The 24354-nt window shown below is 71.8% G+C and carries 29 protein-coding genes; 8 read left to right on the top strand and 21 right to left on the bottom strand.

Annotated elements, in window-relative coordinates:
* Positions 1 to 129: 129 nt before the first annotated feature.
* Genes nrfD through ABZ635_RS08615 form a run of 4 tightly spaced genes read right to left on the bottom strand, consistent with a single transcriptional unit; the run spans position 130 to position 6347 of the window.
* Positions 130 to 1251 (bottom strand): NrfD/PsrC family molybdoenzyme membrane anchor subunit, encoded by a 1122-nt coding sequence (nrfD, locus tag ABZ635_RS08600; RefSeq protein WP_357761010.1) that lies wholly within the window; start codon positions 1249 to 1251, stop codon positions 130 to 132.
* On the bottom strand, positions 1248 to 2186 hold the full coding sequence (locus tag ABZ635_RS08605) for a 4Fe-4S dicluster domain-containing protein (RefSeq protein ID WP_357761013.1): 939 nt from the start codon (positions 2184 to 2186) through the stop codon (positions 1248 to 1250). Before ABZ635_RS08605 ends, nrfD begins: the two co-directional genes overlap by 4 nt.
* The gene (gene fdh, locus ABZ635_RS08610) at positions 2186 to 5440 is read right to left on the bottom strand and encodes a formate dehydrogenase (RefSeq protein ID WP_357761016.1); all 3255 of its coding nucleotides are present in this window, start codon (positions 5438 to 5440) and stop codon (positions 2186 to 2188) included. Before fdh ends, ABZ635_RS08605 begins: the two co-directional genes overlap by 1 nt.
* A gap of 52 nt (positions 5441 to 5492) precedes the next feature.
* The gene (locus ABZ635_RS08615) at positions 5493 to 6347 is read right to left on the bottom strand and encodes an SDR family oxidoreductase (RefSeq protein WP_357761019.1); all 855 of its coding nucleotides are present in this window, start codon (positions 6345 to 6347) and stop codon (positions 5493 to 5495) included.
* A 217-nt stretch (positions 6348 to 6564) separates the two neighbouring features.
* On the opposite strand from ABZ635_RS08615, the gene ABZ635_RS08620 reads away from it, so the two are divergent.
* Together ABZ635_RS08620 and ABZ635_RS08625 are read left to right on the top strand one after the other, a co-directional pair.
* A complete protein-coding gene (locus ABZ635_RS08620; protein WP_357761022.1) occupies positions 6565 to 7533 on the top strand; it encodes a TIGR03557 family F420-dependent LLM class oxidoreductase in 969 nt (322 codons plus the stop codon).
* A 93-nt stretch (positions 7534 to 7626) separates the two neighbouring features.
* Positions 7627 to 8202 carry an NADPH-dependent FMN reductase gene (locus tag ABZ635_RS08625; RefSeq protein ID WP_357761025.1) on the top strand — a complete coding sequence of 192 codons (576 nt, stop codon included), beginning with the start codon at positions 7627 to 7629 and terminating at the stop codon, positions 8200 to 8202.
* Here the strand turns inward: ABZ635_RS08625 and ABZ635_RS08630 are convergent, their stop codons facing one another.
* Both ABZ635_RS08630 and ABZ635_RS08635 read right to left on the bottom strand, forming a co-directional pair.
* The gene (locus ABZ635_RS08630; RefSeq protein ID WP_357761027.1) at positions 8203 to 9090 is read right to left on the bottom strand and encodes a dihydrodipicolinate synthase family protein; all 888 of its coding nucleotides are present in this window, start codon (positions 9088 to 9090) and stop codon (positions 8203 to 8205) included. It abuts the gene before it with no gap.
* Between the two features lie 100 nt (positions 9091 to 9190).
* Positions 9191 to 9802, bottom strand: a complete 612-nt coding sequence (locus ABZ635_RS08635) for a hypothetical protein (RefSeq protein WP_357761030.1) — start codon at positions 9800 to 9802, stop codon at positions 9191 to 9193.
* A gap of 298 nt (positions 9803 to 10100) precedes the next feature.
* On the opposite strand from ABZ635_RS08635, the gene ABZ635_RS08640 reads away from it, so the two are divergent.
* A complete protein-coding gene (locus ABZ635_RS08640) occupies positions 10101 to 10859 on the top strand; it encodes a methyltransferase domain-containing protein (RefSeq protein WP_357761032.1) in 759 nt (252 codons plus the stop codon).
* A 43-nt stretch (positions 10860 to 10902) separates the two neighbouring features.
* Here ABZ635_RS08640 and ABZ635_RS08645 read toward each other — a convergent pair whose 3' ends face one another.
* From ABZ635_RS08645 to ABZ635_RS08715, 15 genes are all read right to left on the bottom strand, one after another.
* Entirely contained in the window at positions 10903 to 12141 is a 1239-nt protein-coding gene (locus tag ABZ635_RS08645; RefSeq protein WP_357761035.1) for a cytochrome P450, read from the bottom strand.
* An 81-nt stretch (positions 12142 to 12222) separates the two neighbouring features.
* Complete coding sequence (locus ABZ635_RS08650; RefSeq protein ID WP_357761038.1) at positions 12223 to 12456, bottom strand: cittilin family RiPP precursor; 234 nt, start codon at positions 12454 to 12456, stop codon at positions 12223 to 12225.
* 65 nt (positions 12457 to 12521) lie between these two features.
* On the bottom strand, positions 12522 to 12716 hold the full coding sequence (locus ABZ635_RS08655) for a hypothetical protein (RefSeq protein WP_357761041.1): 195 nt from the start codon (positions 12714 to 12716) through the stop codon (positions 12522 to 12524).
* A 287-nt stretch (positions 12717 to 13003) separates the two neighbouring features.
* Positions 13004 to 14236: a Dyp-type peroxidase gene (locus ABZ635_RS08660; protein ID WP_357761044.1), complete on the bottom strand. Its 1233-nt coding sequence runs from the start codon at positions 14234 to 14236 to the stop codon at positions 13004 to 13006.
* The gene (locus ABZ635_RS08665; protein WP_357761047.1) at positions 14236 to 14808 is read right to left on the bottom strand and encodes a copper chaperone PCu(A)C; all 573 of its coding nucleotides are present in this window, start codon (positions 14806 to 14808) and stop codon (positions 14236 to 14238) included. The genes ABZ635_RS08660 and ABZ635_RS08665 overlap by 1 nt, the downstream gene beginning before the upstream one ends.
* Complete coding sequence (locus ABZ635_RS08670) at positions 14805 to 15407, bottom strand: copper resistance CopC family protein (protein ID WP_357761050.1); 603 nt, start codon at positions 15405 to 15407, stop codon at positions 14805 to 14807. Before ABZ635_RS08670 ends, ABZ635_RS08665 begins: the two co-directional genes overlap by 4 nt.
* A 250-nt stretch (positions 15408 to 15657) precedes the next feature.
* Entirely contained in the window at positions 15658 to 16398 is a 741-nt protein-coding gene (locus ABZ635_RS08675; RefSeq protein ID WP_357761052.1) for a hypothetical protein, read from the bottom strand.
* Positions 16399 to 16631: 233 nt separating this feature from the next.
* The gene (rpmF, locus tag ABZ635_RS08680) at positions 16632 to 16802 is read right to left on the bottom strand and encodes a 50S ribosomal protein L32 (RefSeq protein ID WP_357761055.1); all 171 of its coding nucleotides are present in this window, start codon (positions 16800 to 16802) and stop codon (positions 16632 to 16634) included.
* Positions 16803 to 16921: 119 nt separating this feature from the next.
* Positions 16922 to 17167, bottom strand: a complete 246-nt coding sequence (locus ABZ635_RS08685) for a type B 50S ribosomal protein L31 (RefSeq protein ID WP_357761058.1) — start codon at positions 17165 to 17167, stop codon at positions 16922 to 16924.
* Positions 17168 to 17193: 26 nt separating this feature from the next.
* Complete coding sequence (gene rpmG / locus ABZ635_RS08690) at positions 17194 to 17358, bottom strand: 50S ribosomal protein L33 (protein WP_357761061.1); 165 nt, start codon at positions 17356 to 17358, stop codon at positions 17194 to 17196.
* Between the two features lie 197 nt (positions 17359 to 17555).
* Positions 17556 to 17861 carry a 30S ribosomal protein S14 gene (gene rpsN / locus ABZ635_RS08695; RefSeq protein WP_357761064.1) on the bottom strand — a complete coding sequence of 102 codons (306 nt, stop codon included), beginning with the start codon at positions 17859 to 17861 and terminating at the stop codon, positions 17556 to 17558.
* Entirely contained in the window at positions 17861 to 18097 is a 237-nt protein-coding gene (rpmB, locus tag ABZ635_RS08700; RefSeq protein ID WP_357761066.1) for a 50S ribosomal protein L28, read from the bottom strand. The genes rpsN and rpmB overlap by 1 nt, the downstream gene beginning before the upstream one ends.
* A 120-nt stretch (positions 18098 to 18217) precedes the next feature.
* Positions 18218 to 18469, bottom strand: coding sequence for a 30S ribosomal protein S18 (rpsR, locus tag ABZ635_RS08705; RefSeq protein WP_357761069.1), 252 nt, complete (start codon positions 18467 to 18469; stop codon positions 18218 to 18220).
* Complete coding sequence (locus ABZ635_RS08710; protein ID WP_357761072.1) at positions 18466 to 19575, bottom strand: GTP-binding protein; 1110 nt, start codon at positions 19573 to 19575, stop codon at positions 18466 to 18468. The genes rpsR and ABZ635_RS08710 overlap by 4 nt, the downstream gene beginning before the upstream one ends.
* A 486-nt stretch (positions 19576 to 20061) precedes the next feature.
* Positions 20062 to 20913, bottom strand: a complete 852-nt coding sequence (locus ABZ635_RS08715; protein ID WP_357761075.1) for a hypothetical protein — start codon at positions 20911 to 20913, stop codon at positions 20062 to 20064.
* A 116-nt stretch (positions 20914 to 21029) separates the two neighbouring features.
* On the opposite strand from ABZ635_RS08715, the gene ABZ635_RS08720 reads away from it, so the two are divergent.
* The 5 genes from ABZ635_RS08720 (at position 21030) to ABZ635_RS08740 (ending at position 24051) form a co-directional block, all read left to right on the top strand.
* Positions 21030 to 21284, top strand: a complete 255-nt coding sequence (locus ABZ635_RS08720) for an AMP-binding protein (protein ID WP_357761078.1) — start codon at positions 21030 to 21032, stop codon at positions 21282 to 21284.
* Between the two features lie 207 nt (positions 21285 to 21491).
* Positions 21492 to 22742, top strand: coding sequence for an MFS transporter (locus tag ABZ635_RS08725; protein ID WP_357761081.1), 1251 nt, complete (start codon positions 21492 to 21494; stop codon positions 22740 to 22742).
* A complete protein-coding gene (locus tag ABZ635_RS08730; protein ID WP_357761084.1) occupies positions 22742 to 23545 on the top strand; it encodes an LD-carboxypeptidase in 804 nt (267 codons plus the stop codon). Before ABZ635_RS08725 ends, ABZ635_RS08730 begins: the two co-directional genes overlap by 1 nt.
* A gap of 9 nt (positions 23546 to 23554) precedes the next feature.
* Positions 23555 to 23782 (top strand): hypothetical protein, encoded by a 228-nt coding sequence (locus ABZ635_RS08735; RefSeq protein WP_357761087.1) that lies wholly within the window; start codon positions 23555 to 23557, stop codon positions 23780 to 23782.
* The gene (locus tag ABZ635_RS08740) at positions 23770 to 24051 is read left to right on the top strand and encodes a phosphopantetheine-binding protein (RefSeq protein WP_357761090.1); all 282 of its coding nucleotides are present in this window, start codon (positions 23770 to 23772) and stop codon (positions 24049 to 24051) included. The genes ABZ635_RS08735 and ABZ635_RS08740 overlap by 13 nt, the downstream gene beginning before the upstream one ends.
* Positions 24052 to 24354 lie beyond the last annotated feature (303 nt).

Genomic DNA, 24354 nt, shown 5'->3' on the forward strand with positions numbered 1-24354 from the left:
GTGTGCGGTTGTCGTGTCCACCGCCGAGTGCGGGCCGCACCTGCGCGGCCGTGCACGCGCGGGCCGTGCACCGGGGAGGACGGCACACGGGCGCCGGGGCCACCCGTGCGGCCCCGGCGCACGCGTGGGTCAGGCGCGTTCCCCCTCGCGCGCCTCCTCCCCCTCCCGTTCCGCGGCGTCCGCCAACCCCCGCTCCCGTAGGCGCTCGCGCTGCGGAACGACGGTGTACCGGGGGTCCTCGGCCGACTGCACGCCCGCCTCGAACACCCCCAGCCGGGTCAGCGCCGAACCCGCCACCAGCGCGGCACCGCTGAGCACCGACACCGTCCGGCAGCGCCGTCCCATCGCCGCGCCAACGGCCCCGGCCAGGGTCAGGGCCTTCGCGCTCCGGGTGAGCACCCCGGCCCGGCCCCGCCCGTAGGGTTCCCCCGCGAGCCCCATACGCCTCTCCATGAGGGTGGACACCGCGAGCTCGGCCAGCGCGCCGCCCACCGCCGCCCGGCGGAACGGCCCGCTCCGCTCCGGGGGTGCGGTGGCCAGCCCCACGCCCCCGGCGGCCGCGACGGCGGAGGAGGCGAACACGTACGGCATCTCCCGGTACCCCTCGTGCCAGGAGGGTACGGCGGTGTCGCAGATCAGCGGCGCCGTGTAGGTGGCGACCAGCGGGCCGACCAGCCCCGCCCCCAGGGTGGCGGCCGTCCCCAGCCGCGGAAACCACCCCGTGGCGGCGGTCACCGCGGCCGTTCCCGCCAGCGGCCCGTAGCCCATGAGGAGCCAGGACCCCATACTCATCGGTGAGGTCGGCTTGAACACCCGCAGCATGTTGAGGAAGCGCTCGGGCCGCCCGAGGTCGTGCACCAGCGCCACCAGAGAACCGGAGATCGCCGCCAACGCCGTGTACTTGAGCGGGCGCGCCGCCTCGGCGCGTCCGGTGGCCTCGGCCCCCGCCGCGAGCACGGACGAGGCCCCGGCGAGCCCGCCGAGGAACAGGTAGCCCCCGATGTCACGGGCCTCCCACACCACCGGGTTGAGCACCGGTCTGCCGTGGTAGGAGCGGAAGTCGGCGTCGGGCACCCGGGTGGGCTCGCCCCCGCGCCGCCCGCTCCCGCGGCCCCGGCGCCCCGACCGTCCCGCGCCGCCGCGCCTCCCCGTCTCCTCGCGCTGTCCGTCGGACACCACGCCGGCCGCGCCGGTCACCGCGTCGCGTCCGTGATCGCGGGCGCCCTCACCCGTGTGTTCGGGGTTGCTCATGACCGCCTCCCCGCGAACGCGGCCAGGCCGCCCGCGAGCAGCACCATCGCGGCCGCACCGGCGTGGCGCCACATCGAGGGCAGGTCGCGGGTGGTCACGACCGGGTCGGGTGGCAGACCGTACACCTCGGGTTCGTCCAGCAACAAGAAGAAGGCGCCCGCGCCGTCTACGCCGTCGTCCGGGTCCTCCCCGTACAGCCGTGCGGAGGACACCCCGGCCTCGTGGAGGTCCTCCACCCTCCGTTGGGCCCGTTCGCGCAGCTCGTCGAGGTCGCCGAACTGGATGGAGTCGGTGGGGCACGCCTTGGCGCAGGCGGGTTCGAGCCCTTCCCCGATCCGGTCGTAGCACAGGGTGCACTTCCAGGCCCGGCCGTCGACCTCCCTGCGGTCGATCACCCCGTACGGGCAGGCCGAGACGCAGTAGCCGCAGCCGTTGCAGATGTCCTCCTGCACCACCACCGTGTCGAACTCGGTGCGAAAGAGCGCGCCCGTCGGGCACACGTCCAGGCACGCCGCGCTCGTGCAGTGCTTGCACACGTCGGACGACATCAGCCAGCGGAAGTCGCCGCGCCCCTGGGTGCCGTCGTCGTCACCCGCGCGCTGGCCGGGCAGATCGAACGACGGCATGCCGAGGTCGACCGTCCCGGCCCCCGTCCCGGCCCCCGTCGCGGCCGCCGTGCCCCCGGCGGCGCCCTCCGGTCGGCCCACGCCCGGCTCCTGGTGCCCGAGCGGCAGCCGCTGTTCGACGAAGGCCACGTGGCGCCAGGTGTCGGCGCTCAACCGGCCGCTGTTGTCGAAGGACGAGGCCAGGAAGTCCAGCCCGTCCTCCGGTACCGAGTTCCACTCCTTGCACGCCACCTCACAGGCCTTGCAGCCGATGCACACACTGGTGTCGGTGAAGAACCCCTTGCGAGAGGGCCGCGGGTCGTCGTTCATCAGTCCTCCGTTCCGGTCCGCTCGGTGACTCCGGCCCGGCGCCGGTACTCCTGCACCAGTGCCACCCGGTCGGGCCCCCGGGGACGCCGCCCCGCCCGGATGTCGGCGGTCAGCGCCTTCACCTCCTGGATGTGCACGTTGGGGTCCAGGGCCAGCGACATCAGCTCGTTGGCCGAGTCGCCCGTCGAGTACCCGTTGGGCCCCCAGTGATAGGGCATGCCGATCTGGTGGACCGGCCTCCCCTGGACTCGCAGCGGCCGCATCCGGTCCGTGACCAGCACACGGGCCTCGATGGCGTTGCGCGCCGTGACCACGGTCGCCCAGCCGCCGTGCTCCAGGCCGCGCTCGGCCGCCAGCTCCGGACCGACCTCGCAGAAGAACTCCGGTTGCAGCTCGGACAGGTAGGGCGTCCACCGGCTCATCCCGCCCGCCGTGAAGTGCTCCGTCAGCCGGTAGGTCGTCACCACGTACGGGAACACCTCGGAGCCGGGGGAGCCCGGCGCCGGGTGGTAGCGGTTCAGCTCGTGCTGGAACAACAGCCGGGTCGGGTTGCGCTGGTGCCCGTACAGCGGGTTGGTGAACGGGGTGTCCTGCGGCTCGTAGTGCGTGGGCATCGGACCGTCGTGCAGACCGGCCGGAGCGTACAGCCAGCCCTTGCCGTCCGCCTGCATGATGAACGGGTCCACGCCGCTCAGGGCCGCGACCCCGGTCGCCTCTTCCGGGGGCCGGTAGCCGGGGGCCTTGTCGGCCTCGAAGTCGGCGACGTCGTACCCGGTCCACCGACCCTCCTCCTCGTCCCACCACACCAGCGCCTTGCGCTCGCTCCACGGCCGCCCCTCGGGGTCGGCCGAGGCCCGGTTGTACAGCACGCGGCGGTTGTCCGGCCACGACCACGCCCACTCGGCGGCGATCCAGTCCTGCTCCCGGCCCGGTTTCTTGCGCGCCGCCTGGTTGACCCCGTCCGCGAACACACCGCAGTAGATCCAGCACCCGCACGAGGTGGAACCGTCGTCCCGCAGCCGTGTGTAGCCCGACAGCGGTCGCCCCTGGTCGTCGTGCCCGTTGATCTCGCGCAGCACCGCCTCGGCACTGGGCTCGCCGTCCGGCTCCAACGGGTAGTCCCAGGTGAGCTCCTGGACCGGTCGGTCCTTGGGGTCCCGCGAATCCGCCAGCCGTTCCCGGACCAGCCGCCCCAGGTGGTACATGAACCACAGGTCGCTGCGCTGGTCGCCGGAGGGCTCCACCGCGCGGTCGTGCCACTGGAGGGTGCGGTTCGTGTTGGTGAACGTGCCCGACTTCTCCGTGTGCGCCGCAGCTGGGAAGAAGAACACCTCCGTGCCGATGTCCTCGGTCCGCATCTCTCCGGACTCGATCTCCGGGCCGTCCTTCCACCAGGTGGCGCTCTCGATCAGCGAGAAGTCGCGCACCACCAGCCAGTCCAGGGCGGCCATGCCGAACCGCTGCGCACGACTGTTGGCCGACCCCACGGCGGGGTTCTCCCCCATGAGGAAGTACCCCTTGCACACCCCCTCCATCTGCGCCATGACCGTGTCGTAGGTGCTGTGCGACCCGGTCAACCGGGGCAGGTGCCCGAAGCGGAAGTCGTTGTCGGCGGTGGCGTGCTCGCCGAACCACGCCTTGAGCAGGCTGACCGTGTAGGAGCGCATGTCCGACCAGAACCCCTTGCGCGGGTACCCGGCCGCCAGCACGTACCCCTCCAGGTCCTGCTCCTCGTGGGCGTGCGGCATCGGCAGGTAGCCCGGGAGCAGGTCGAACAGGGTCGGGACGTCACTCGACCCCTGGATGCTGGCGTGCCCCCGCAGGGCCTGGATGCCCCCGCCCGGCCGCCCGACGTTGCCCAGCAGCAGCTGGAGGATCGACGCCGTGCGGATGTACTGCGACCCCACGGTGTGCTGGGTCCAGCCGACCGCGTAGCAGAACGCGCTCGTGCGGTCCGGGCCCGAGTTCTCGGTGAGGTGGTCGCACACCCGCAGGAACACGTCCCTCGGGACACCGCACACCTGCTCCACCAGCTCCGGCGTGTACCGGGCGTAGTGCCGTTTGAGGACCTGGAACACGCAGCGGGGGTGCGTGAGCGTGCGGTCCTCCTCCGGGCGCTCGCGGATCACCGCGCCGCCCGAACCCTGCTGTTCCGGCCGACCCGACCGGGTGGTGTCCCCGGTGACCCCTTCACGGGTCCGGGGCAGCTGCTGGCGGTCACCCGCCGCGGCCGCCACCGTCGCCCCCTCGTAGGTCCAGGTGGAGACGTCGTAGGTGCGGTCCCGCTCGGAGAACCCGGAGAACACCCCGTCCAGGTCCTCGGTGTCCTGGAACTCCTCACCGACGATGGTCGCCGCGTTGGTGTACTCCAGCACGTACTCGTGGAAGTACTTGTCCTCCGAGAGCACGTGGTTGATGACCGCGCCCAGGAAGGCGATGTCGGTGCCCGCCCGGATCGGCACGTGCAGGTCGGCCAGGGCGCTGGTCCGGCTGAACCGGGGGTCCACGTGGATCACCACGGCACCGCGCGCCTTGGCCTCCATCACCCACTGGAACCCCACCGGGTGCGCCTCCGCGAAGTTGGACCCCTCGATCACGATGCAGTCGGAGTTCTGGAGGTCCTGGAGGAACATGGTGGCCCCGCCCCGGCCGAAGGAGGTTCCCAGGCCCGCCACCGTCGAGCTGTGGCACACCCGTGCCTGGTTCTCCACCTGGATCACCCCCAGCGCGGTGAGGAGTTTCTTGATCAGGTAGTTCTCCTCGTTGTCGAGGGTCGCCCCGCCCAGGCTCGCGATGCCGAGCGTGCGCGCCACCCTGCGCCCCTCGGACTCCTCCTCCCAGGTGTCCTCCCGGGTGTCCACGACCCGGTCGGCCACCATGCGCAGGGCCGTGTCCAGGTCCAGCTCCTCCCAGTCGGCGCCGTACGGCGGCCGGTACAGCACCCGGTCCCGACGAGACGGCCCGGTGGTGAGCTGGAGGCTCGCCGACCCCTTGGGACACAGACGACCCCGGCTCACGGGGGAGTCCGGGTCCCCCTCGATCTGCACGACCCGCTCGTCGCGCACGTACACGTTCTGCCCGCAGCCCACCGCGCAGTACGGGCAGACCGACTTGACCACCCGGTCGGCCAGCGCCGTGCGCGGACGGAGCCCCTCCGTGCGCTCGGACCTCGCTGCCGAGCCCAGCCCCCACCGGTCCTCTCCGGTGGCCTGTCTCAGCACCGGCCACGACCGCAGCCATCTCCACACGCTCATGCGACCCCCCTCGGGCCCGGGGCGCCGCCCCGGGCCCGTTCCTCGACCAACGTCAGCTGCCCTGGATCTCTCCTCCGGTCGGGGTGAGGGTCTCGCCGGTGTAGTAGGACGAGAGCCGCTCACTGGCGAAGAACACGTAGGAGGGCGCGATTTCGTCGGGGTCGGCGGCCCGCCCCATCGGGGCCTGCTGGCCGAAGCCCTCACTGCCCCTCTCCCCGAGGGTGGCCGGGATCAGCGGAGTCCAGACCGGCCCCGGTGCCACGCAGTTCACTCTGATGCCGCGGTCCATGAGCGCCTGCGACAGCGACAGCGACAGGTTCATGACCGCCGACTTGCTCGACGCGTAGTCGATCAGCGAGGTGTTGCCCCGCAGCCCGTTGATCGACCCCGTGACGATGACGGACCCGCCGTCGGACATGTGCGGAAGCGCCTCACGCAGGGTCCAGAACACCCCCATCACGTTCACGTCGAAGGTGCGGCGCAGCTGCTCGGTGGTCAGGTCGGTGAAGTCGTCCACCGGTGTCTGGGTGGCGGCGTGTTCCACGAGGACGTCGATGCCGCCGAGCTCCTCCACGGCCCGCCGCACCAGGTGTTGGCATTGCGCCTCGTCGGCGAGGTCGCCCCGCACACCCACCGCACGGCGCCCCTGTGCCTGGACCAGGTCGGCGGTGTGCTGCGCCTCGGCGTCCTCGCTCAGGTAACCGAAGACGACGTCGGCGCCCTCCTTGGCGAAGGCCACCGTCACGGCCCGGCCGATCCCGGAGTCGCCCCCGGTGACCAGGGCCCGGCGTCCCCTGAGCAAGCCCCTTCCCTCGTAGTCGCGCATCTCGTCCCTGGGCCGGGGCTCCATCGGCTCGGTACGGCCCGGGTGCGGCTGACTCTGCGCGGGCGGCGTTCTCTCGTTCACGGGTCCTCCCCTTCCGTGGACGTTCTCCGTCCGCCCTGCCCAGCGGGCCGGTCGCGCACACGTGCCCGGCGTCGCCGAGCGCCATCCTTTGCTCGGGCATCCGTTCAGGGCACGGCGAATTTCCGGTCGGCGGGGTTTCCGTGGAGGCCGGACAGGTGAGGGCCACGAGTGGAGACCAGGGCCGGTACGACCCGGTCACGACAGCGGGGAGGCGCGCATGCGGATCGGCTACAAGCTCTTCGCGGAGGGCTACGGGCCCCGCGAGATCGTGGAGCAGGCGGTACGCGCCGAACGGGCCGGGTTCGACTTCGTGGAGATCAGCGACCACTTCCACCCGTGGCTGTTCGGCCACGGCCACTCGGGGTTCGTGTGGTCGATGCTGGCGGCGATCGCCGAACGCACCGGGCGCATCGAGATCGCCACCGGGGTGACCTGCCCGTTCCTGCGCGTCCACCCGGCCATCGTCGCCCAGGCCGCCGCGACCACCGCCCTGCTCTCTGACGGCCGGTTCACGCTGGGCGTCGGCGCGGGGGAGCGCCTCAACGAACACGTGGTCGGCCGGGGGTGGCCCGACGTGGGGGTGCGCCACGAGATGCTGGTCGAAGCCGTGGAGATCATGCGGCTGCTGTGGTCGGGCGGCTACCACTCCTACCGGGGAGAGCACCTGGTTCTGGAGGACGCGCGCGTCTTCGACCTGCCCGAGCGTCCGCCGCCGGTGGTGGTGGCCGCGGGCGGTGCGCGGGCCGCCGAGCTGGCCTCGGAGATCGGTGACGGGCTCTTCGCCACCGACCCGGACCCCTCGCTCACCGGCACCTACCGGGAGCGCGGTGGGAACGGCCCCTGCTACGGGGAGGTCCCCCTGGCCTGGGCCGCCGACGACCGCACGGCGCTGGAGTCCGCGCGGGAACTCTTCCGGTTCGGGCTCACCGGCTGGAAGGTCCAGTCCGAGCTGCCCAACCCCGTCAACTTCGAGGCCGCCACCGCCCTGGTCAGAACGGACGACATGGCGGACGTCTTCGGTTACGGACCCGACCCCGAGCGCCACCTCGACGTCGTGCGGCGGTTCGCCGAGGCGGGCTTCGACCACCTGGCGCTGATCAACGCGGGACCCGACCCGGAGGGCTTCTTCGCGTTCTTCGAGTCCGAGCTCGCCGGGCCGGTCCGGAACCTGACCCAGAACCGGTAGCCCCGCCGATGCCCCGGCGGGGCTGGCAGACTCGCCTTCCGAGGGCACGACCGGCCGGACGTGCCCCGAGGGAGCGTCCCGGAGGGCGGACACGTGGCAGACCACGTCGTACTGGGTATCTGCGGCAGCTTGCGGAGGGGCTCGTTCAACGCGGCCCTGCTGGAGCTGGTCGAAAGGGTGGGGGAGCGGACCACCGTGGTCGGCGCGGAGCTGGCGGGGCGGCTCCCGCTGTTCAACCCCGACCTGGAGAACGACGAGGACGCCTGGTCGGAGCCGGTGCGGGAGTTCCGGGCCCTGGCGGAGCGGGCCGAGGGAGTGGTGATCGCGACCCCGGAGTACGCCCACGGGCCCGCCGGGGTCACCAAGAACGCCATCGACTGGCTGGTGGGCTCCGGAGGGCTCGTCGGGAGGCCGACACTACTGATGAGCGCCTCCCCCGGGCAGGCGGGCGGGATGCGCGCCCACACACCGTTGATGCCCACGCTCACGTTGCTGGGCGCGGTGCTCGTGGACTGCGTCGTGGTCTCCCGCGCCGGGTCCCGGGTGGACGCGACGGGACGCTACGCCGATCCGTCCGTGGTGGAGCGGACCCGGCTGGCCGTCGCCGAGCTGGAGGAGGCCCTGCGGTACGCCTCGGTGAAGCGGGCGAACGGCACCCTGGGCGTGTGACTAGAGCGCCTGGGCGCGGGCGATGTGGCTGGTCAACAGCGGACGCAGCGACTCGGGCAGGCTCCGGGCCGGGGCGCGCACGCCCGACTCGTCGATCAGGCCGCGCTGGCGCAGGCACTCCTTACGGATGGCCAGGGCGATCCCCACCTGCTGTTCGAAGGTGATGAGAGGCAGGTACTCCAGCAGAGCGGCGCGACTGCGGCCCGGGTCGGCGGGGTCCCAGGCCCCGACACACGCCACCAGGGCCTCGGGGTAGGAGAAACCCGTCATCGCGCCCGCCGCCCCGCAGGCGAGTTCGTCGAGGAGGTTGATCCCGCCGAGCCCGCCGAAGACGGGCACGTCGCACCGGGCCGTCAGCTCCGCGACGGCGGCGGGGGTCGGCGGCGCCTCGGCCTTGACCGCGCTGACGAAGGGCGTCCGCGCCACGAGGTCGCCGAGCACCGCGGAGGAGATCCGGACACCGCTCACGACGGGGTAGTCCTGGACCACCAGATCGGCGCCGGTGGCCTCGTGCACGGCGTTCAGGTGGGCTCCGAGCACCTCCGGGTCGGCGCTGTTGACCTGGACCATGGCGCCCGCGAGCCGGTCGCCGACCAGTTCGACGGCCAGCGCCGCCTCCTCGATGGTCGGTGCGGTGCCCAGCCCCGTGCAGCCCACGACCAACGGCAGGTCGGTGGCGGCCAGGACGGTTTCCAGGACCAGTCGGCGCTCCTGCCGGCTGAGCTGCGCGGCCTCGCCGAACACCCCCAGCACGGTGAACCCGGTGACCCCGGCACCCTCGGCGTGCTCGACCAACCGCCTGATGCCCGCCGTGTCGACCTCCAGGGCCCCGCCCCGGAACGGCGTGGCCAGCACGCCCCACACACCGGCTCTCATCAGGTCACCCATGGTCCACTCCCGTTCGTCCGCGTCGGCGCACCAGACTCGCACAGCACCCCGGGCGGACCTGCGCCCGGGGTGGCGTCACCACGCGGAGCGCGGCGGGCGACTACCGAGGGTGCGGCCCCTGGCCCCAGGAACCGTCCTGCTGCTGTTGCCCGTGGGACTGCGGCGGATGCTGCGGGGACTGCTGGTGAGGGTGGTATCCCTGATGTCCGTAATGTCCCTGGTAATCCTGGTGTCCGTAGCCCGTCTGGGGGTGGTGGGCGGCGTACGGCTGCCCCGCGTACTCCCCTCTGGCGATCTGCCTGTGGACCGTGAAGAACCAGACGGACATCGGCCGGTGCAGGAGGACCAAGCCGGTGATCGCCAGCGGGATGAGGAGCAGCGCCATGAGACTGTTCCCGCCCAGGAACATCAACGACTGGAAGACGATCTGGACGATGAGCAGCACCTTGACCATCATGCGCGCCCACGGGCGCCCGCGTGTCATGGGGGTGGCGGCCACGGCCAGGAGCAGGCCGGGGAGAGCGCGGGGGAGGGTGTAGCCGAACGCGTAGGCGGGGGAGCCCCCGACCATCGCCGCCACGAACATGGAGAAGGCGACCAGGAGCGAGGAGAGACCGACGGCGATCCAGAGGGTCACGGCCAGTCCGCGCACCGGTCCGGGCGGCCGTCCCAGGTCGGTGATCGGACTCGGCGGGGAGAAGGGAGGGTGCATTTTTGCCTCTGCGAAGGGGGAAGGGGTGCCGGAGACCGCTCGGCGAGGAGTCTCGCCACGGGCGTGCGCCGGGCCCCGGAGCGGTGGTCTCCACGGGGCCGGATCTCCTTGGCGAAGCCTAGCGCCCACGGAGCGCATCCGCCTCCCGGAGATCTGGCCGCATGTGGCCCCGGAGCCGTCTCCCGCGCGCCCGTCGGGACGGAGCGAAAGCGCCTCGCGCCAGGCCCGTGCACGAAAGCGGGGAGCGGGCCGAAGACGACCGGTGTTGAACCCCCGGTGCGGAGGGCAGGAATCCCCTATGCAGACCCCCCGGACCACTGACACGGACCACCTCCTCGCACGGCTGGACCACTTCGACCGCGGCCCCTTCGCTCGCGGACTCCGCGCGCGGGTGCGAGCCCTGTTGCGCTGCGACCCCGGCGACACGGTCGTCGACGTCGGCTGTGGCGGTGGCCTGGCCGTGGCCGAGCTCGCCGCTGAGGGCGTGCGCGCCGTGGGCGTCGACCTCGACCAGCGGATGCTCGACGTCGCGCGGGCACGCCACCCCGGGGCGGACTACCGATCGGGCGACGCCTACGCCCTTCCTCTCGCGGACGCCAGTGCCCAGGGCTATCGGGCGGAGAAGGTCTACCACTCACTGCACGACCCCGCCCGCGCGCTGGTGGAGGCGCGCCGGGTCCTGGCGCCCGGCGGCCGCGTCGTCCTCACCGGCCAGGACTGGGACGCCTACATGGTGGACGCGGACGAACCGGAGGTCACCCGAGCCGTTCTCCGGTCCTACGCGGACCGGATGCCCGACCCCCGCGCGCCCCGACGGCAGCGGGCGCTACTGCTCGACGCGGGGTTCACCCGCGTCGCGGTGGAGGGGAGCGTGCTCGCGTTCACGGACGCGGAGGTCCTGCCGATGCTCACGGCCATGGCCGAGGCGGCGGAGCAGGCGGGCGCGATCACCGACCGGCAGGCCGCGTCGTGGGTCGGGGACCAGCGCGAACGGGCCAGGACGGGGAGACTCTTCGCCGCTGTCCCCTTCATCGTGGTCAGCGCCGTCCGGCCCTGAACCGGGCCCCGTCCCCGGACGTGCGCGCGCTCCACCGGGAGGCTCATACCTGGCGTTCCCTGCGCACGATCGCTCGCACACCCCGGGGCTGGAGGGCCAGCGCCGGGTGCGGCCGGACGGCCCGCGGATCGACGAGCTCCAGCCGTACGCGCGCACGCAGCTCCCTGGCGATGACCTCCGTCTCGCGCAGGGCCATCGACGCCCCCACACACCCCCTCGGCCCCGCCCCGAACGGGAAGTAGGCGTTGCGGTGGGCCGGACCACGACCGAACCAACGTTCGGGACGGAACTCCTCCGGGTCCGGGAACCATCGCACGTCGCGGTGGGTGACCCACTGGCTGAGCCCCAGGACCGTCCTGGGTGGAAGTACGTACCCGCCCGCCTCGAAGGGGCGCACGGTCTCGCGGCTGATGACCCAGGCAGGCGGGTACAGGCGCAGGGACTCCTTGGCCGCCGCGAGGGCGTAGCCGTCGTCCGCCATCCGCCCGTCGGCCGAGCCGTGTTCGCCCAGGGCGAAGAAGAGCCAAGTGAGGGCATCGGCCGTGGTCTCGTAGCCCGACATCAGCAGGGTGGCGAGCTCGTCTCTGACCTCTTCGAACGGGGGGTCGTCGGACAGCAACCGGTCAAGCGCCGTATCCCCGCCCTTGGGCCGGTGCTCGCGGATCAGCGCCGCCAGGGCCGCGTCGAGCGTCCGCAGGGACCGGCGGAGGTTCCGGTTCACGCGCGTCGGTACCCAGGCCGGCAGGCGCGGCTGGGAGGTCAGCCGCATGATCGCGGCCACGGCGGCGGCCAGGTCCTCCCCCCGTTCTCCGAGTTCGCGTCCGGCGATGTGCTCGGCACCGATCCGCATGGCCAGCAGCGACATCTCTCGGTGCACGTCGACGACCTGCCCGTCGGTCCAGGCGTCCACGGTACGGGCGACCCCCTCCCGGGCCGCGCGTTCCAGGTGTCCCAGACGGTCGCTGCGGAAGGCCGGCCGGAGTCGGGCGCGCTTGCGTTCCCAGTCCGCGCCCTCGCTGTTCATCATGGCGAGAGGGAATCCGGTGGGCCCGCGCCGTACCGCCTCGCTGACCTTGACGACGTTCCCGCCCCGGTCCGTCAGAACCCGGTGGACGTCGTCGGGGTGGGCCAGGAGCACGTTGGTCGGGGTGAGGGAGACGACGTCGCCGTACTCGCGGGCCGCCCGGGTGAGGAAGGCGAGAGGGTCGAGTGCGAAGTCCGCCACGTTGGAGGTGCCGCGTCCGCCGTGGGGGCCGGGCGGGGCCGGGTGCGTGGCCGTCACCGCGTGAGGTCCGTTCCGGGAGGGGGCCCGTACCCCCGGCAGGGGTGTACGGGCCCGAAGCGCGATGAAATACCGACGCCCTTAGTAGTAGAGGTAGGGCCGGGTCAGGCGGGCACCGTCGATGATGCCCAGCTTGGCGGCGATGCGGTAGGCGGCTCTCCTCATGGGGTGCTTCCTTTCGCTCGACTCCGGTTCCCCAGCGGTTCCGGAGATTGTAGAGAACGCTATGTAAGCCGGAGACGCCTGGACAGTGGCGCCCGGGTGAGCCGTGTGTGGACCCTCGGTCACCGAACTCTGGCGTCGCCGAGCCGCCATGGGGGTTCTGCCCCTTGCGGCCGTCCTCGGCCGACGCGCGGGCGGAATGCCCCGGAAACCAGGCCCTAGGCGGAGCGGCGCCGTGCCTTCCACTCACGGTGGAGCGCGCGCCGACGCTCGTACTCCCTCTTCGCGCGGAGACGGGGGTCGGACTCCGGGCTCAGGGCCGCCGGGCCCATGACCTGGAGGAGCGCGTAGTTGATACGGAAGCCCGTCCTGTACAGCAACGAGAACGAGTCCTTCCCCTGCGGCTTGTCCATGGCCGTTCGCCTCACTGATCGTCGGGATCGCGGGCGCACGCCGCGAGATGGTGTCGGATTCGGGGTCCGTGCGGTACGACCCGCTCGCCTCCCCGACCAGCAGCGTACCCGGCCGGATTCCGGCCGCCAGGTCGGCCCGCCCCCACACGGACGAGGCCGCCCGGGCCGTGCCCCGGAGTTCCGTGGTACCGAGCTTGGGCGGCGACCGCACCGGGGCGGCCTCCGAGCGGGCGCACGGCCCCGGTGCCCCGCGCGCTCCGCTCGGAGAACCGGCGAACGGCCCAGCCCTAGAAGTGGTCGTCGAACAGGGACTGACCGACGAACCCGCCCTCCCCGCAGCCCGGCGGTACCGCGAACACCGCCGAGCCGACGTGGGTGATCCACTCGTTGAGCAGGTCGAGCTCGTCCAGACGGCGCTGGATCGGGACGAACTGCCGCTCCGGATCGCGCTGGTAGCAGGCGAACAGCAGCCCGGCGTCTCCTTCGGCGTCCGACTCGTAGTTGTAGGCGCGGCGGAAGATCCTCTCGTCGGGGTCCTCCGAGCGGGCCCGACGGACGTGGGCGTACTCGGCGATCACCGGGAACCCCAGCGGTGTCACGGCGTCCAGGTCCGGCTCGTCGTGCTCGTTCCCGCCGGTGAGCGGCGCCCCGTCACCGAGACGGCGGCCCACGGAGTCCTCGCGTCCGGGCCGGTCCAGGCGGTCCCACTCGTCCAGGTCCATGGAGATTCGGCGCAGAACCAGGGCGGTGCCGCCGCGGAGCCACCCGGGAGCCTCGTCCCCGCACCAGACCAGCGGGCCGAAGTCGTCGTCAGAGGGCGCGGGGTTGACGGTGCCGTCGACCTGACCCATGAGGTTGCGCATGGTCGTGCCCTCCGGCTCCGCTCCGTAGGAGCGCCGGAAACCCTCCTGCGACCAACGCACCGTGCCGAACGCGCGGGTGTCCTTGAGGAGCATCCGCACCGCGTGGGACAGGGTGATCGGGTCGTCGCAGCACACCTGGAGCAGGAGGTCGCCGTGGGACCAGCGATCCTCCAAACGGTCGGTCGCGAAGGGCGGCAACGGCCCGAGCCACGAGGGGACCGACCGCGGATCGATCCGCTCGACCAGCCCCGGGCCGAACCCCAGGGTGACGGTCAACGCGGCGGGGGCGCCCGCGAGTTCGGGTTCGGTGTCGGCCAGCGCGTGCCTGCCCTGGGTGAGCCGGGACGCGTCGTCGGACAACAGGGTGAGCAGCCGACGCACACCGTCGGCGTCGACGTCCTCGCGCAGGTCGACGCCCACGAACCGGGCGTGGGCCTGGGGCGGGGTCGCCACCCCCGCCTGCTGCCCGCCGTGGAAGGGGTGGACGCGCTCACCGTGCGGTTCGGCCCCGGTGGGGGTCTCGCCGGTGGAGCGCAGGGAGCGGACCAGTGCGTCGCCGCCGCTCAGGGCCACCGCCCCGGCACCGGCGGCCGCCGCACCGCCCAGCAGGACGCGTCTGCGTGAGGGTCGGGGACCGTCCCCGGTGGGCTGGGTCATCAGTGCTCCTCGCCCCCGTCGTCGTCGCCGTGTCCCTCGTGGCCGCCGTCGTAGTTCTCGTTGGCGCCCTCGAAGTCCTTCACCGGCGCGGTGAACTCGTGGGTGGAGCCGTCCTCGAACTCCAGGACGACCGTGACCTCGGTCCCGGGTTCCAGGTCCTCGGTCAGACCCATGATCATGATGTGGTCGGCGCCGGGGGAGAGCTCGTGGTCGGCTCCGGCGCCCACCGAGAAGCCGCCGTCCTTCTCCCGCATGAGCGTGTTGCCGTCGTCCCCGCTGATGACCTCGTGGAGCTCGACCGATCCGGAGACCTCATCGGCGCGGGCGGCGACGACGACCGCGTCCCGGTCGCCGTCGTTGGTCAGGAGGCCGAACGCGGCGGTCATGCCGTCGTCGGTGCTCGCGGCCTTGACCCAGGGGTCGGTGACGGTGACCGCCTGGGCCTGGTGCGCGGACTCCGCCCGGGCGGTGGTCGACTCCTCCGACGGGGCGGGTGAGGAACACGCGCCGAGGAGCAGCGCGGCTCCGATCGCGGTCGTGAGCGGGAGGGGGCGGCGGGTCGGGATGGTCATCGTGTCTCCGTTTCGACAGGGGTGGTCCGCGTCGCCGATCGACGCTGGCGGGTACCGGCGCGTCGCACTCGCAGAGCGATCGCGTACAGGGCGAGTCCGGCCAGGGCTCCGACCAGCGCGAGGACCGCACCGCGTGGAGGCCGGCCGGCGGGTGTCGAAACCCCCGCGTCACCGGGCGCGCTCTCCTCACCGGAGGCCTGCGCCGGTACCGCGTCCAGGGGCGGCGGCGGGGGGCCGCCCTCCCCCACGTGGAAGTCGAAGGCTCCGCTGACGGGGTGGCCGTCGCCGGAGACGACACGCCAACGCACCGCGTACCCGCCGTCCGCCAGTTCGTCGAGCGGTTCGACACGGACGTCGGCTCCCTCGACCAGGGGCGCGGTGGTGTCCACCGGTTCGGCCCGCGAGTCGAGGACGACCACGGCGGTGGAGACGTCCATGACCTCTCCGCTGAAGGTCAGGACGACCTCACGCGGCGCTGCTCCCAGACGCTGGTCGGCTTCGGGGGTCGTGGCGATCAGGGTGTCGTGGGCGAGCGCCGGTGCTGGTGAGAGCAGCAGGACGGCGGCGGTCGCGCAGAGCGCGGGCGGGATGCCCCGCATGGAACCTCCTGGACGTGCGACGCGACGAGCTTCTGCAAGGGGAGTCGTCCAGGGGAGGCGCGGGGTTCCCGGCAGTTCTCGGGGCGTGGGTTCGCGGGTCAGGAGTGCGGGTGCGGGGAGGGAGGGGGCGGCCGGGGCGGGGACGGTTCACACGGGTCGGTCGCCCCACCCCAGACGGATCGAGCCCTGCCCCCCCGGGGTGGCCCCAGGGGCAGGGCTCTTCGTGGTCGTTCGTCCGTGGGGCGCGGGACTAGCCCGCGAGTCGGTCCCAGTCCTTCGGGCGGCCGTTCCCCGCTTCCTTGGTCTCGGGGCGGGAGCCCCGGACCAGGCCGGTCGACCGTGCCACGGCCAGAGCGGCGGCCACGTCGAAATCGGACTCCGGAGAGTCCTCGTAGGGCGGAGTCCGGCGTGCTGCGCCCAGGACCGCGTCGAGCGCCCGCTGCCACTCCTCCTCGCCGCCCGTGCCCTTCTCCGCCAGTTCCAGCACTCGGTGGATCAGGACCAACTCCTCCTTTCCCTCGTCCAAGGAGGGGTCCAGGTCGAGGAAGTCCAGAACCTTGGTGACGGTCTCCCGCGCCGTGGACACATGGGTCAAGAGGAGGTCCAGACCGTCGTTCTCGGCGTCGTCGGAGTAGTCGACACGGTCCCAGGACTCCCCGTCCCACCAGTACGCGAGTCCCTGCTCTCGTCGGTCTTCGAGCTCGGCGAGCCATGTCCAGGGCAACCAGTCGGGGCCGTCGTAGAGGTTGGTGCTCTCGTCAAAGGGTGGTCCGCACTCGTGGTCGATGCCCACGAGTACACCGCGACCGCCCTGGACGCGCGTCAGTCTCCACTCGTTGCCGCCCGCGTCGTCGTGGTGCACGACCGAGTCGGCGTAAGCGTGCTGGTTCTTGCAGCCACCGGCCTCGAGTGCGGCCAAGGTGGCGGCACGGGCCCAGAGGACAGGGAACGGGGGCAGGTCCTCGGGGCGTCCGGGGATGTTGATGTGCATGGGGGGCTCTCACGTTGGGAATCGATGTCCCGTCAAGCTATCCGGTGGTCACGACCATCGGCGTGCGGTGCCGGACGGCGCGACGTCCCGCTGCGGGGGCCGGGAGATCCGCGTTTCGCCGGACCGGGGAGCCGGGGGCTCGTATGTGGTGCGCGGGTGGGGCTCCGCCTCGGGCAGCCCCACCCGCCTCGGGCCCGGGGGTGGGCGGACCCGTGGCCCTGATGGAGGCGGACTCAGTCGGGAGGCGGAACGAGCCCGCGCCGGTAGGCGGCGACGAGTCCTCGGGGGACGCGGTACTCGCGGCCCCGGAGGTGGAGGGTCACGAGTTCGGGGGGCGCGGCCTTCCACTGGGATCGGCGCGTTCGGGTGTTGGACCGCGACTTCCTGCGCTTGGGGACCGCCATGGGAGGGGCTCCTCTCGGTTGGGTTCGGTGTCCGGGTTCGGGGTCTGGGTCGCTGGGAGGGCCGGGTCGGGGCGGGGCGGTCCGCGTCGACCGCGGCTCCGCCCCGGGCCGCGGAGCGTCTATCCGCGCCGGTAGCGGCGTTGGAAGCGTTCCACCCGGCCCGCCGTGTCCACCACACGGGCCGTGCCCGTGTAGAAGGGGTGGCTGGCGCTGGAGATCTCGACGTCGATGACCGGGTAGGTGTTGCCGTCCTCCCACGCGACGGTCGCGTCGCTGCCACGGGTGGATCGGGTGAGGATGGCGAAACCGGCCGCCCTGTCGCGGAAGACGACGGGCTCGTACCGGGGGTGGATGTCCTTCTGCATGGGTCCTCCGTTGGACGCGGGGTCGGTCAGCGTTCCTCGCGGAACTCGACGTGACGGCGGAGCTTGGGGTCGTACTTGCGCAGGACCAGGCGGTCCGGGGTGTTGCGGCGGTTCTTGCGGGTCACGTAGGTCGTGCCGGTGCCCGCCGTCGACCGGAGCTTGATGACGGGTCGGATGTCGTCGCGTGCCATGGGTTCCCTCTCAGGGTCGTGGTCCGCGAGAGCGGACGGACGTTGTGGTGTGCGGTGCGCCCCGTGCGGCGCCGCGTGCCCCACCGGAAAGCGGGTGGCGGGTGCCCGGAGGGAGGAACGGCCGACGGGGGAGGGCCGCTCCGGGCACCCTGGGGCCGTCCGGATCGCGTTCGGACGGCCCCGGTCAACGCCGGTGTCTACCAGCTGGACGGGGTGACTCCGGGGAGTTCGCCGCGGTGGGCCATCTCCCGGAACCTGATCCGCGACACCCCGAACTTCCTCAGGTACGCGCGGGGGCGTCCGTCGATCGCGTCGCGGTTGCGGACCCGGGTCGCGCTGGCGTCCCGTGGCTGGCGGCGCAGCTCGGCGGCGGCCGCCGCCCGTTCGGTCTCACTCGTGTGCGGGCTCTTGACCAGGCGCCGGAGCTCGGCTCGGCGTTCGGCATAGCGCGCCACGATCGCCCTGCGCTGTTCGTTGCGGGCGATCTTGCTCTTCTTGGCCATCAGATCCGCACCCCCCGGGCGCGGAGGTCGGCGACCACGCGTTCGATACCGCGCGCGTCGATCACCCGCATGCCCTTGGTGCTCAGACGCAGTCTCACGTAGCGTCCCTCGCTGGGCAGCCAGTAGCGCCGGTTCTGGATGTTGGGGTCGAACCGGCGCCTGGTGCGTCGGTGCGAGTGGGAGACGGCATTGCCGAAGCCGGGCGACCTTCCGGTCACCTGACAGATACGGGACACGTTCTTCTCCTGTTCTCCGCTGTGGGGTCGCGTTCTCCGCGTGGTCGGGGCCCGTTCGGTGCTCCGACGCCGGGTGCCCCGTTCGGGAGGGGCGACGACGCCGGTCACGGGCGTGTGCGGTCAGTTCCGTCGGGCCGGGGACGGGTAGGGGAGCAGGGCCATCTCGCGCGCGTTCTTGACGGCCGCGGCGATCAGGCGCTGCTGTCGCGCGGTGACACGGGTGACGCGACGGCTGCGGATCTTGCCCCGCTCCGAGACGAACGTGCGCAGGAGACGGGTGTCCTTGTAGTCGACGCTGGCCGCGTCGCCCAGCGGGCTGGCGAAGGAGCGCCTGCGCGGCACCTTCTCGGTACGGCTTCTGATCGGGGTCATGGTCGCCCTTCTGAGAACTCGGCGAACGGGTCGTTGCGGAACTCCTGACCGGCTTCGGTCTCGGTGACCAGGCACGAGTCCAGGAGCGAGAGGAGGGACGCGGTGTCCATGCCGACACCGGTGAAGGACAGGTGCTGACGGCGGTCGCCCACGGTCGGGTCCCAGTCGAGGAGCGCGCGGGACCGCCGGTGCGCGGAGACCAGCTCCATCGCCGCCTCGGGCAGCGCGCCCAGCCACGGTCCGCCGCTCTCGACCAGGAGCAGGTCCTGGTGGGAGTCCCACACCATGAGGGTGTCCGGCTGGCTGGCGAGCCAGAACCTGCCCCGGCCGCGCAGCGACATCGCGACGATCCGCTCCAGCGCGTCGGAGAGCCGCCCCGGGTGCAGGGGACGCGTCCGTGTCCAGGTCACGGTGCTCACCCCCTGGGACTCCTCGTGGTCCATGTACTGGGCCCAGGCCGGGTTGAGCCGCCGGTGCGCGGCCTCGGGGTCGAACCTCTGGTCCAGGAAACCGGTGAGGTCGGCTCCGGACGTGAGGACGGCGGCGGCGGGGTTGAGCTGGTGCGCGAGCGCCCGGGCGTGGGCGTGGTGTGCCCGTGCGGGGAGGACCAGGACGTGGGGGTACTCGACCTGCCGGGTGAGGACCTCGGCGACCGTGCGGACGTCGTCCTGGGCGATGTCCATCGCGCGGTCGCCCAGTTCGTCCGGGCTGCTCAGGTCGGAGGTGAACAGCCCGGTGTCCACCACCGTGGCGACCGTGGCCAGGAACAGTTCCGGCCGCGCGGCGATGCTCTCGGCGGTCGACCGGGGTTCCAGGCCCTCCCATGAGTCCACGACGCACAGGTCGTGTCGTCCGACGGCCGCCGTTCGCAGGAGGAAGGGGACGAGGTCCTCACGCACCGTGCAGGAGGCGCAGGCGTGGTCGAGGTCCACCTGTTCGCTGCGGCTGGTGCCCGAGCTCTCGCGCACCACACGGCGCACGACGCCGTCGCCGATGTCCTTCATGTCGTGGTGGACCGCGATCGACCGGGGGACGGCCTCCAACAGCTCGTTCACGGCCTCGGTGCGCGCCTGCGCGTGTAGGCCGGTGACCAGTGCGATGCGCATCGGGTGCTCCTCTCCTGGACGTCGCCCTCGTGTTGAAAATGAAAACCGTTTTCATACTGTACACAGTCCGGGGAGTGCTCCAACCCGTGAGGGGGCGGGAGCGCCGAGCACGGCGCGGCCGCGCGGCCGCCAGCCGGGGAGGGGGCCGGGGCCGGACCCGGTATCCGGACGTCCAACGGGGCCGACAGCGGGACGAAGGTCGCGTACCTCCGGGACGGACGTCTCGCGAACGGGGGAGGGACTCTGGTGAGAATGAAGGGGACACCCGCCCACAGCGGGGTGACACGCGCACGGGAACCGAGCCGTGGAACGTGTGGCTCGGCCGTCCCGTGGGTGGTGCAGATGGACGCGGGTGAGGCCTTGGCCGGTGCGGGCGGTGCGCCCGCGCCGCGCGAGGTGGAGCCAGGACGGCTCCGGAGGCCTAGCTGGAAGGGGGCCCGACGGGAACCTTCGCAGCGACTCTCTCGCGCCTCGACACGCTCGGAGCTACTGCATGACGGTGTGGTGGGGGTGGTCGGGGAAGTCCGGGCAGCAGTGGATGCCGAGGGAGTAGCCGCGACTGATGACGAAGCCCTCCAGGCCGCCCGGCTCCATGCTGTCGATCTGGAGCAGGAGTTGCATGATGGCGCCGCACTCGCACTCGACGGGGAAGGGGTCGGTCAGGCCCCACGGTTGGTGGCCGCCGAACTTCATCCCCCTCCGGTGGGCGAGTTCGTCGACGTAGACGGTTCCGGGGTCCACGTGTCCGGACTCGGGTGCGGTGGACTCCCACTCGTCGACGCGCTCGGCCAGTGCTTCGGGCAACAAGGCCTCGGACGGGTAGTCGGTGATCTCCTCGATGGCGAGGGCGCAGGGTGGGAGGCCGTACGACTTGACGCTGGTGTGGGGGCGGGGTTGGTCGGACACCGGTGCGAGCCCGGTGAGGTCGTGCCGCCAGCGCAGGGTGAACCACGGAGTGAGTTCGTGGCCGTCGGCGTCCGGCGGGCGGGGGTGGTCGTTGGGACACCACAGGACCTGGAGGAGTTCCGATCCGCCCGGCAGGGTGTGGCCGGGAGGGAGGTCACGCGCGAACAGTTGGACGACGCCCTGGAGGAACGGCGGTTCGTCGTAGAAGACGTCGCCGTCCTCGGGAGGAGCTCCGAAGACGTAGTGGCCATGGGGGCAGGTGGGCCAGGGCTCGTCGGCGGGCCACAGGAGCGGGCCGCCGACGGAGCTGTCCTGCGGCCCCGGGCTTGCGAGGTGGGGGTGGAGCAGGAGAGCGGGCGTGCCGTGTTCGTGGAGTTCGGGGAAGGCGGCGAGGAGCCGGTCGCGATGTGTCGACGGGGCGGTGACGTGCATGAGGGTGCCTCACGGGAGTTGGTGCGGTGCCAGGGCAGGCTAGCGGGGGAGTACGTCGATCCGGGCCGGCGCCACGGGCTGGCGACAGCGCCTGCGGGCCCGTGTGCGGACCGGGCATGGGTGGAAGGCCTGGTCCCGCCTCGGTCCCCCTGCCCCCGGCCCGACCGTCCGCGGCCGCGCCCGGGTACCCGGAACCGACGGCCGGGTCCGCGTGCGCCTACGTCCTGCACACCTCGGGATCGACCGGTTCCCCGAAGGGCGTCGCCGTACCCCACAGCGCCGTCCTGGCGATGGTCGAGGACTCCCGGCAGATCTTCGGGGAGGAGGCCCTCGCCTCGGTGCTCGCCTCGACACCGTTCTCCTTCGTCTGACCGCGGTGCTCCGGCCCGGAGCCTCGGTCACGGAGATCCGTTCCGCCCTGCGCGAAGACCAGCCCTCGTAGCTCGTGCCCGCCGCCGTCCTTCCGGTGACCGCGCTGCCCCGTCTGCCCAACGGCAAGGTGGACGGCCGAGCTGTCGCCGAAGCTCTCTCCCGTGACTGACGGGTGCGACCCAAGCCACCGTGAACAGGACACGCACATGAAGTTGGGACCCGAGTTCAGGCGCATCTGGTTCGGCAACGCCTCCTCGAACCTGGCGGACGGCATCACGTTCGTCGCCATGCCGTTGCTGGCCGCGACCCTCACCCGGGACCCGCTGCTGATCTCGGGGCTCAGCGCCGCCTACGCCGTGCCCAGGATCATCGCCGTCCTGTTCGCCGGAGTCATGATCGACCGCGGCGACCGCCGGCGGCTGCTCTACCTCTCGAACTACTCGCTGGCCCTGGTGTTCACTCTGCTCGCCGCGTTGATCGTGTTCGACCTGGTCACCCTGCCCGCCCTCTACCTGGTGTTCGCCCTGGTCGGTGTCATCGAGACCGTTTCGGACAGCTCGGCCCTCGCCGTGCTGCCCCAGGCCGTACCCGCCAGTGGACTGGACCGGGCCAACTCCCAGATCGCGGCCACCCAGATCGTGGTGGACGAGTTCACCGGCCCGCCCGTGGGCGGTTTCCTCTTCGGGCTGGCGCCCATCGCGCCGATCATCGCGAACGCGATCTCCTTCTTCGCCGCGGGGGCGGGGTACCAGTCACTCCGGGGCGACTACCGGCAGGACTACGAGCCCGGCCCGAGCATGATCCAGGAGGTCCGGGAGGGGGCGGTGTGGCTCTGGCGGAACCGCATCGTGCGCACGCTCGTGTCGGTCGGCGCCATCACGAGCGTCGCGTACATGATCCCCTTCTCCTACCTGGTGCTCTACTCCGAACAGGTGCTCGGCCTGGATTCCACGGGGTACGGCCTACTCCTGGCCTTCTCCGCGCTCGGCGGTCTGCTGGGGGCGTGGTCGGCCACCCGGATGCGGGCGGTGCTGGGGTACGGCCGGTCCGTCGTGACCGCCCTGGCCACGGGGGCGGCGTCGTTCGTGACGATCTTCTTCGTGGACCACCTGGTGGCGGTGGCCGTGGCTCTGGCCGTCTACATCTGGCACTCGGTGGTGTGGAACGTGCTGGCGGCGTCCATGCGCCAGAAGATCACCCCCAACCAGCTCATGGGCCGGGTCGGCGCCGTCAGCCGACTCCTGGGACTGTCCGGTCTGGCACTCGGCGCGCTGATCGGCGGGGTGTTGGCCTCACTCGTGGATCTGTCCTTCCCGTTCCTGGTCGCCGGAGCGCTCTTCGTCGTGGTCGCGCTCATGTGCCTGAGCCGACTGCCGGTGTTCGACGCGTGGGAACACGAGCAGCGACTCCTGGAGGAGACAGCGCAGGAGAGCCCGGGCCACGGATCGGGGGACTGATGGACACGGACGGCATCATCAGGCCCGCGCCGCTGGGCGAGGGCGCTCTGATCAGGGTGGTCAGCCCATCGCTGCCATCGATGGGCTGCGCCACGCGGGCGGTCGATCTGGCCGCGGACGTGCTCGCGGCTCTGGGCTGGCGCTGCGACTTCGCCCGGAACGCCGACGAGATCAGCGACGACGGACTCTCCGCGGGCACACCGGAGCAACGCGCCGACGACCTGAACGCCGCCTTCCGGGACGACCGGGTCGCCGCCGTGATGTCCGCGATCGGCGGCAGCACCTCCGCCGAGCTCCTCCCCCTGCTGGACGCGGACCTGATCCGGTCCCATCCCAAACCGTTCGTCGGCCGCAGCGACAACACGTACATCAACGCGTTCCTGCTCCAGGAATGCGGGCTGGTCTCCTACAACGGTGTGGCCTTCCTGTCACAGTTCGGAGAGCCCGTGCCGGTTCCCGAGACCCTGGCCTCCACCAAGGCGGTACTGGGTGGCGCCGATCCGGTCGACTTCCTCACTTCACCCACCCGAACCGCGGGAGCCCGCCCCTGGCAGCAGTACGCACGACACGACAGGGACCCCCACCAGAGATCACGCCGGGCCCAGGACGCCTGGATCAAACCGGGGACGGCCCGCGGCCGTCTGGTCGGCGGGGAGATCAGGATCGTCGCGGACCTCCTGGAGACAGGGAGCAGCCTCACCGCGCGGGAACGGGTGCTCTGGCTGGACGTCGGCGATGACGAACCCGGCTACTTCGACTCCGCCGTCAGGCGGATCGCGGACGCCCTGGACGGGCCGCCCTGAGCCCTGGTGGTGGCCGACGCGCCCTGGCGAGATTTCGAGGACTGGTGCGAGGACGTGGGGACGGTACTCCGGAGATCGCCCGAACTGGCGCAGGGGCCGGTGTTCGTCGGGGGCGACTGCGGCCACTACGAGCCGGCCTGGCTGCTGCCGTACGGGGACTTCGTCACCGTGGACTCGCGTGCGGGCATCAGCTACCGGTTTCCAGCAGGACCAAGGGAGGAAGCATGGACGACGTGATCTCGGAGCGTATCCGCAAGGAGACCCTCGACGTTCTGAGGGACGTGCTCGAGAACCCCGATCTCCGGGAGGAGGACGACTTCTTCGAGAGCGGTGGTGACTCGTTGCTCGTGGCCCGCTCCATCGCGCTGCTGAAGGAGCGGAACCTGCGGGTCAGGGCGCGAGCCTTCACCAATGATCCCCGGATCGAGTCGATCATCGTCGAAGTCAGTACGATGGATGGCTCCTGGATCGTTGATGGGAAAACCCTGGAACGCCTGCGGGCATGACGAAGGGCGTCGAGGATCAGAGTGTGACCAAAGACCTTGACGCCCTTCTGACAGCACTCTACGCCCATCTGGACGATCACGTGTGCACTTCGGCCAAGCCGGGCCGCCGCCCAGGTCGCCCACCGCTGTCCGTCCCGGCAGGATGCAGGGGCCCAGTGGTTCACCGGCCAGATGTTCCAGGGGAAGTCTGGCTCATCAAAGACGGATGAACCTCTTTGGACGCCTCGGGCTTCGTGGGGAAATACGGGTCCTCTGCTCCGGAGTTCACCCGAGCTTGACGCGGTCAGAGAAGGTGTGGCGTCT

Origin of the sequence: Nocardiopsis sp. NPDC007018 (assembly GCF_040635075.1) — a bacterium.
GTDB lineage: Bacteria > Actinomycetota > Actinomycetes > Streptosporangiales > Streptosporangiaceae > Nocardiopsis.

Bases quoted from the DNA above. Each gene is read 5' to 3' on its own strand.
- ABZ635_RS08665 (WP_357761047.1), bottom strand. From the start codon at position 14,808: ATGACCATCCCGACCCGCCGCCCCCTCCCGCTCACGACCGCGATCGGA.
- ABZ635_RS08675 (WP_357761052.1), bottom strand. From the start codon at position 16,398: ATGCACATCAACATCCCCGGACGCCCCGAGGACCTGCCCCCGTTCCCT.
- ABZ635_RS08640 (WP_357761032.1), top strand. From the start codon at position 10,101: ATGCAGACCCCCCGGACCACTGACACGGACCACCTCCTCGCACGGCTG.
- ABZ635_RS08670 (WP_357761050.1), bottom strand. From the start codon at position 15,407: ATGCGGGGCATCCCGCCCGCGCTCTGCGCGACCGCCGCCGTCCTGCTG.
- ABZ635_RS08620 (WP_357761022.1), top strand. From the start codon at position 6,565: ATGCGGATCGGCTACAAGCTCTTCGCGGAGGGCTACGGGCCCCGCGAG.
- ABZ635_RS08730 (WP_357761084.1), top strand. From the start codon at position 22,742: ATGGACACGGACGGCATCATCAGGCCCGCGCCGCTGGGCGAGGGCGCT.
- ABZ635_RS08715 (WP_357761075.1), bottom strand. From the start codon at position 20,913: ATGCACGTCACCGCCCCGTCGACACATCGCGACCGGCTCCTCGCCGCC.
- ABZ635_RS08655 (WP_357761041.1), bottom strand. From the start codon at position 12,716: ATGGACAAGCCGCAGGGGAAGGACTCGTTCTCGTTGCTGTACAGGACG.
- ABZ635_RS08720 (WP_357761078.1), top strand. From the start codon at position 21,030: ATGGGTGGAAGGCCTGGTCCCGCCTCGGTCCCCCTGCCCCCGGCCCGA.
- ABZ635_RS08685 (WP_357761058.1), bottom strand. From the start codon at position 17,167: ATGCAGAAGGACATCCACCCCCGGTACGAGCCCGTCGTCTTCCGCGAC.
- nrfD (WP_357761010.1), bottom strand. From the start codon at position 1,251: ATGAGCAACCCCGAACACACGGGTGAGGGCGCCCGCGATCACGGACGC.
- fdh (WP_357761016.1), bottom strand. From the start codon at position 5,440: ATGAGCGTGTGGAGATGGCTGCGGTCGTGGCCGGTGCTGAGACAGGCC.
- ABZ635_RS08710 (WP_357761072.1), bottom strand. From the start codon at position 19,575: ATGCGCATCGCACTGGTCACCGGCCTACACGCGCAGGCGCGCACCGAG.
- ABZ635_RS08650 (WP_357761038.1), bottom strand. From the start codon at position 12,456: ATGGCGGCTCGGCGACGCCAGAGTTCGGTGACCGAGGGTCCACACACG.
- rpmG (WP_357761061.1), bottom strand. From the start codon at position 17,358: ATGGCACGCGACGACATCCGACCCGTCATCAAGCTCCGGTCGACGGCG.
- ABZ635_RS08605 (WP_357761013.1), bottom strand. From the start codon at position 2,186: ATGAACGACGACCCGCGGCCCTCTCGCAAGGGGTTCTTCACCGACACC.
- rpsR (WP_357761069.1), bottom strand. From the start codon at position 18,469: ATGACCCCGATCAGAAGCCGTACCGAGAAGGTGCCGCGCAGGCGCTCC.
- rpmF (WP_357761055.1), bottom strand. From the start codon at position 16,802: ATGGCGGTCCCCAAGCGCAGGAAGTCGCGGTCCAACACCCGAACGCGC.
- ABZ635_RS08630 (WP_357761027.1), bottom strand. From the start codon at position 9,090: ATGGGTGACCTGATGAGAGCCGGTGTGTGGGGCGTGCTGGCCACGCCG.
- ABZ635_RS08725 (WP_357761081.1), top strand. From the start codon at position 21,492: ATGAAGTTGGGACCCGAGTTCAGGCGCATCTGGTTCGGCAACGCCTCC.
- ABZ635_RS08740 (WP_357761090.1), top strand. From the start codon at position 23,770: ATGGACGACGTGATCTCGGAGCGTATCCGCAAGGAGACCCTCGACGTT.
- ABZ635_RS08635 (WP_357761030.1), bottom strand. From the start codon at position 9,802: ATGCACCCTCCCTTCTCCCCGCCGAGTCCGATCACCGACCTGGGACGG.
- rpsN (WP_357761064.1), bottom strand. From the start codon at position 17,861: ATGGCCAAGAAGAGCAAGATCGCCCGCAACGAACAGCGCAGGGCGATC.
- ABZ635_RS08660 (WP_357761044.1), bottom strand. From the start codon at position 14,236: ATGACCCAGCCCACCGGGGACGGTCCCCGACCCTCACGCAGACGCGTC.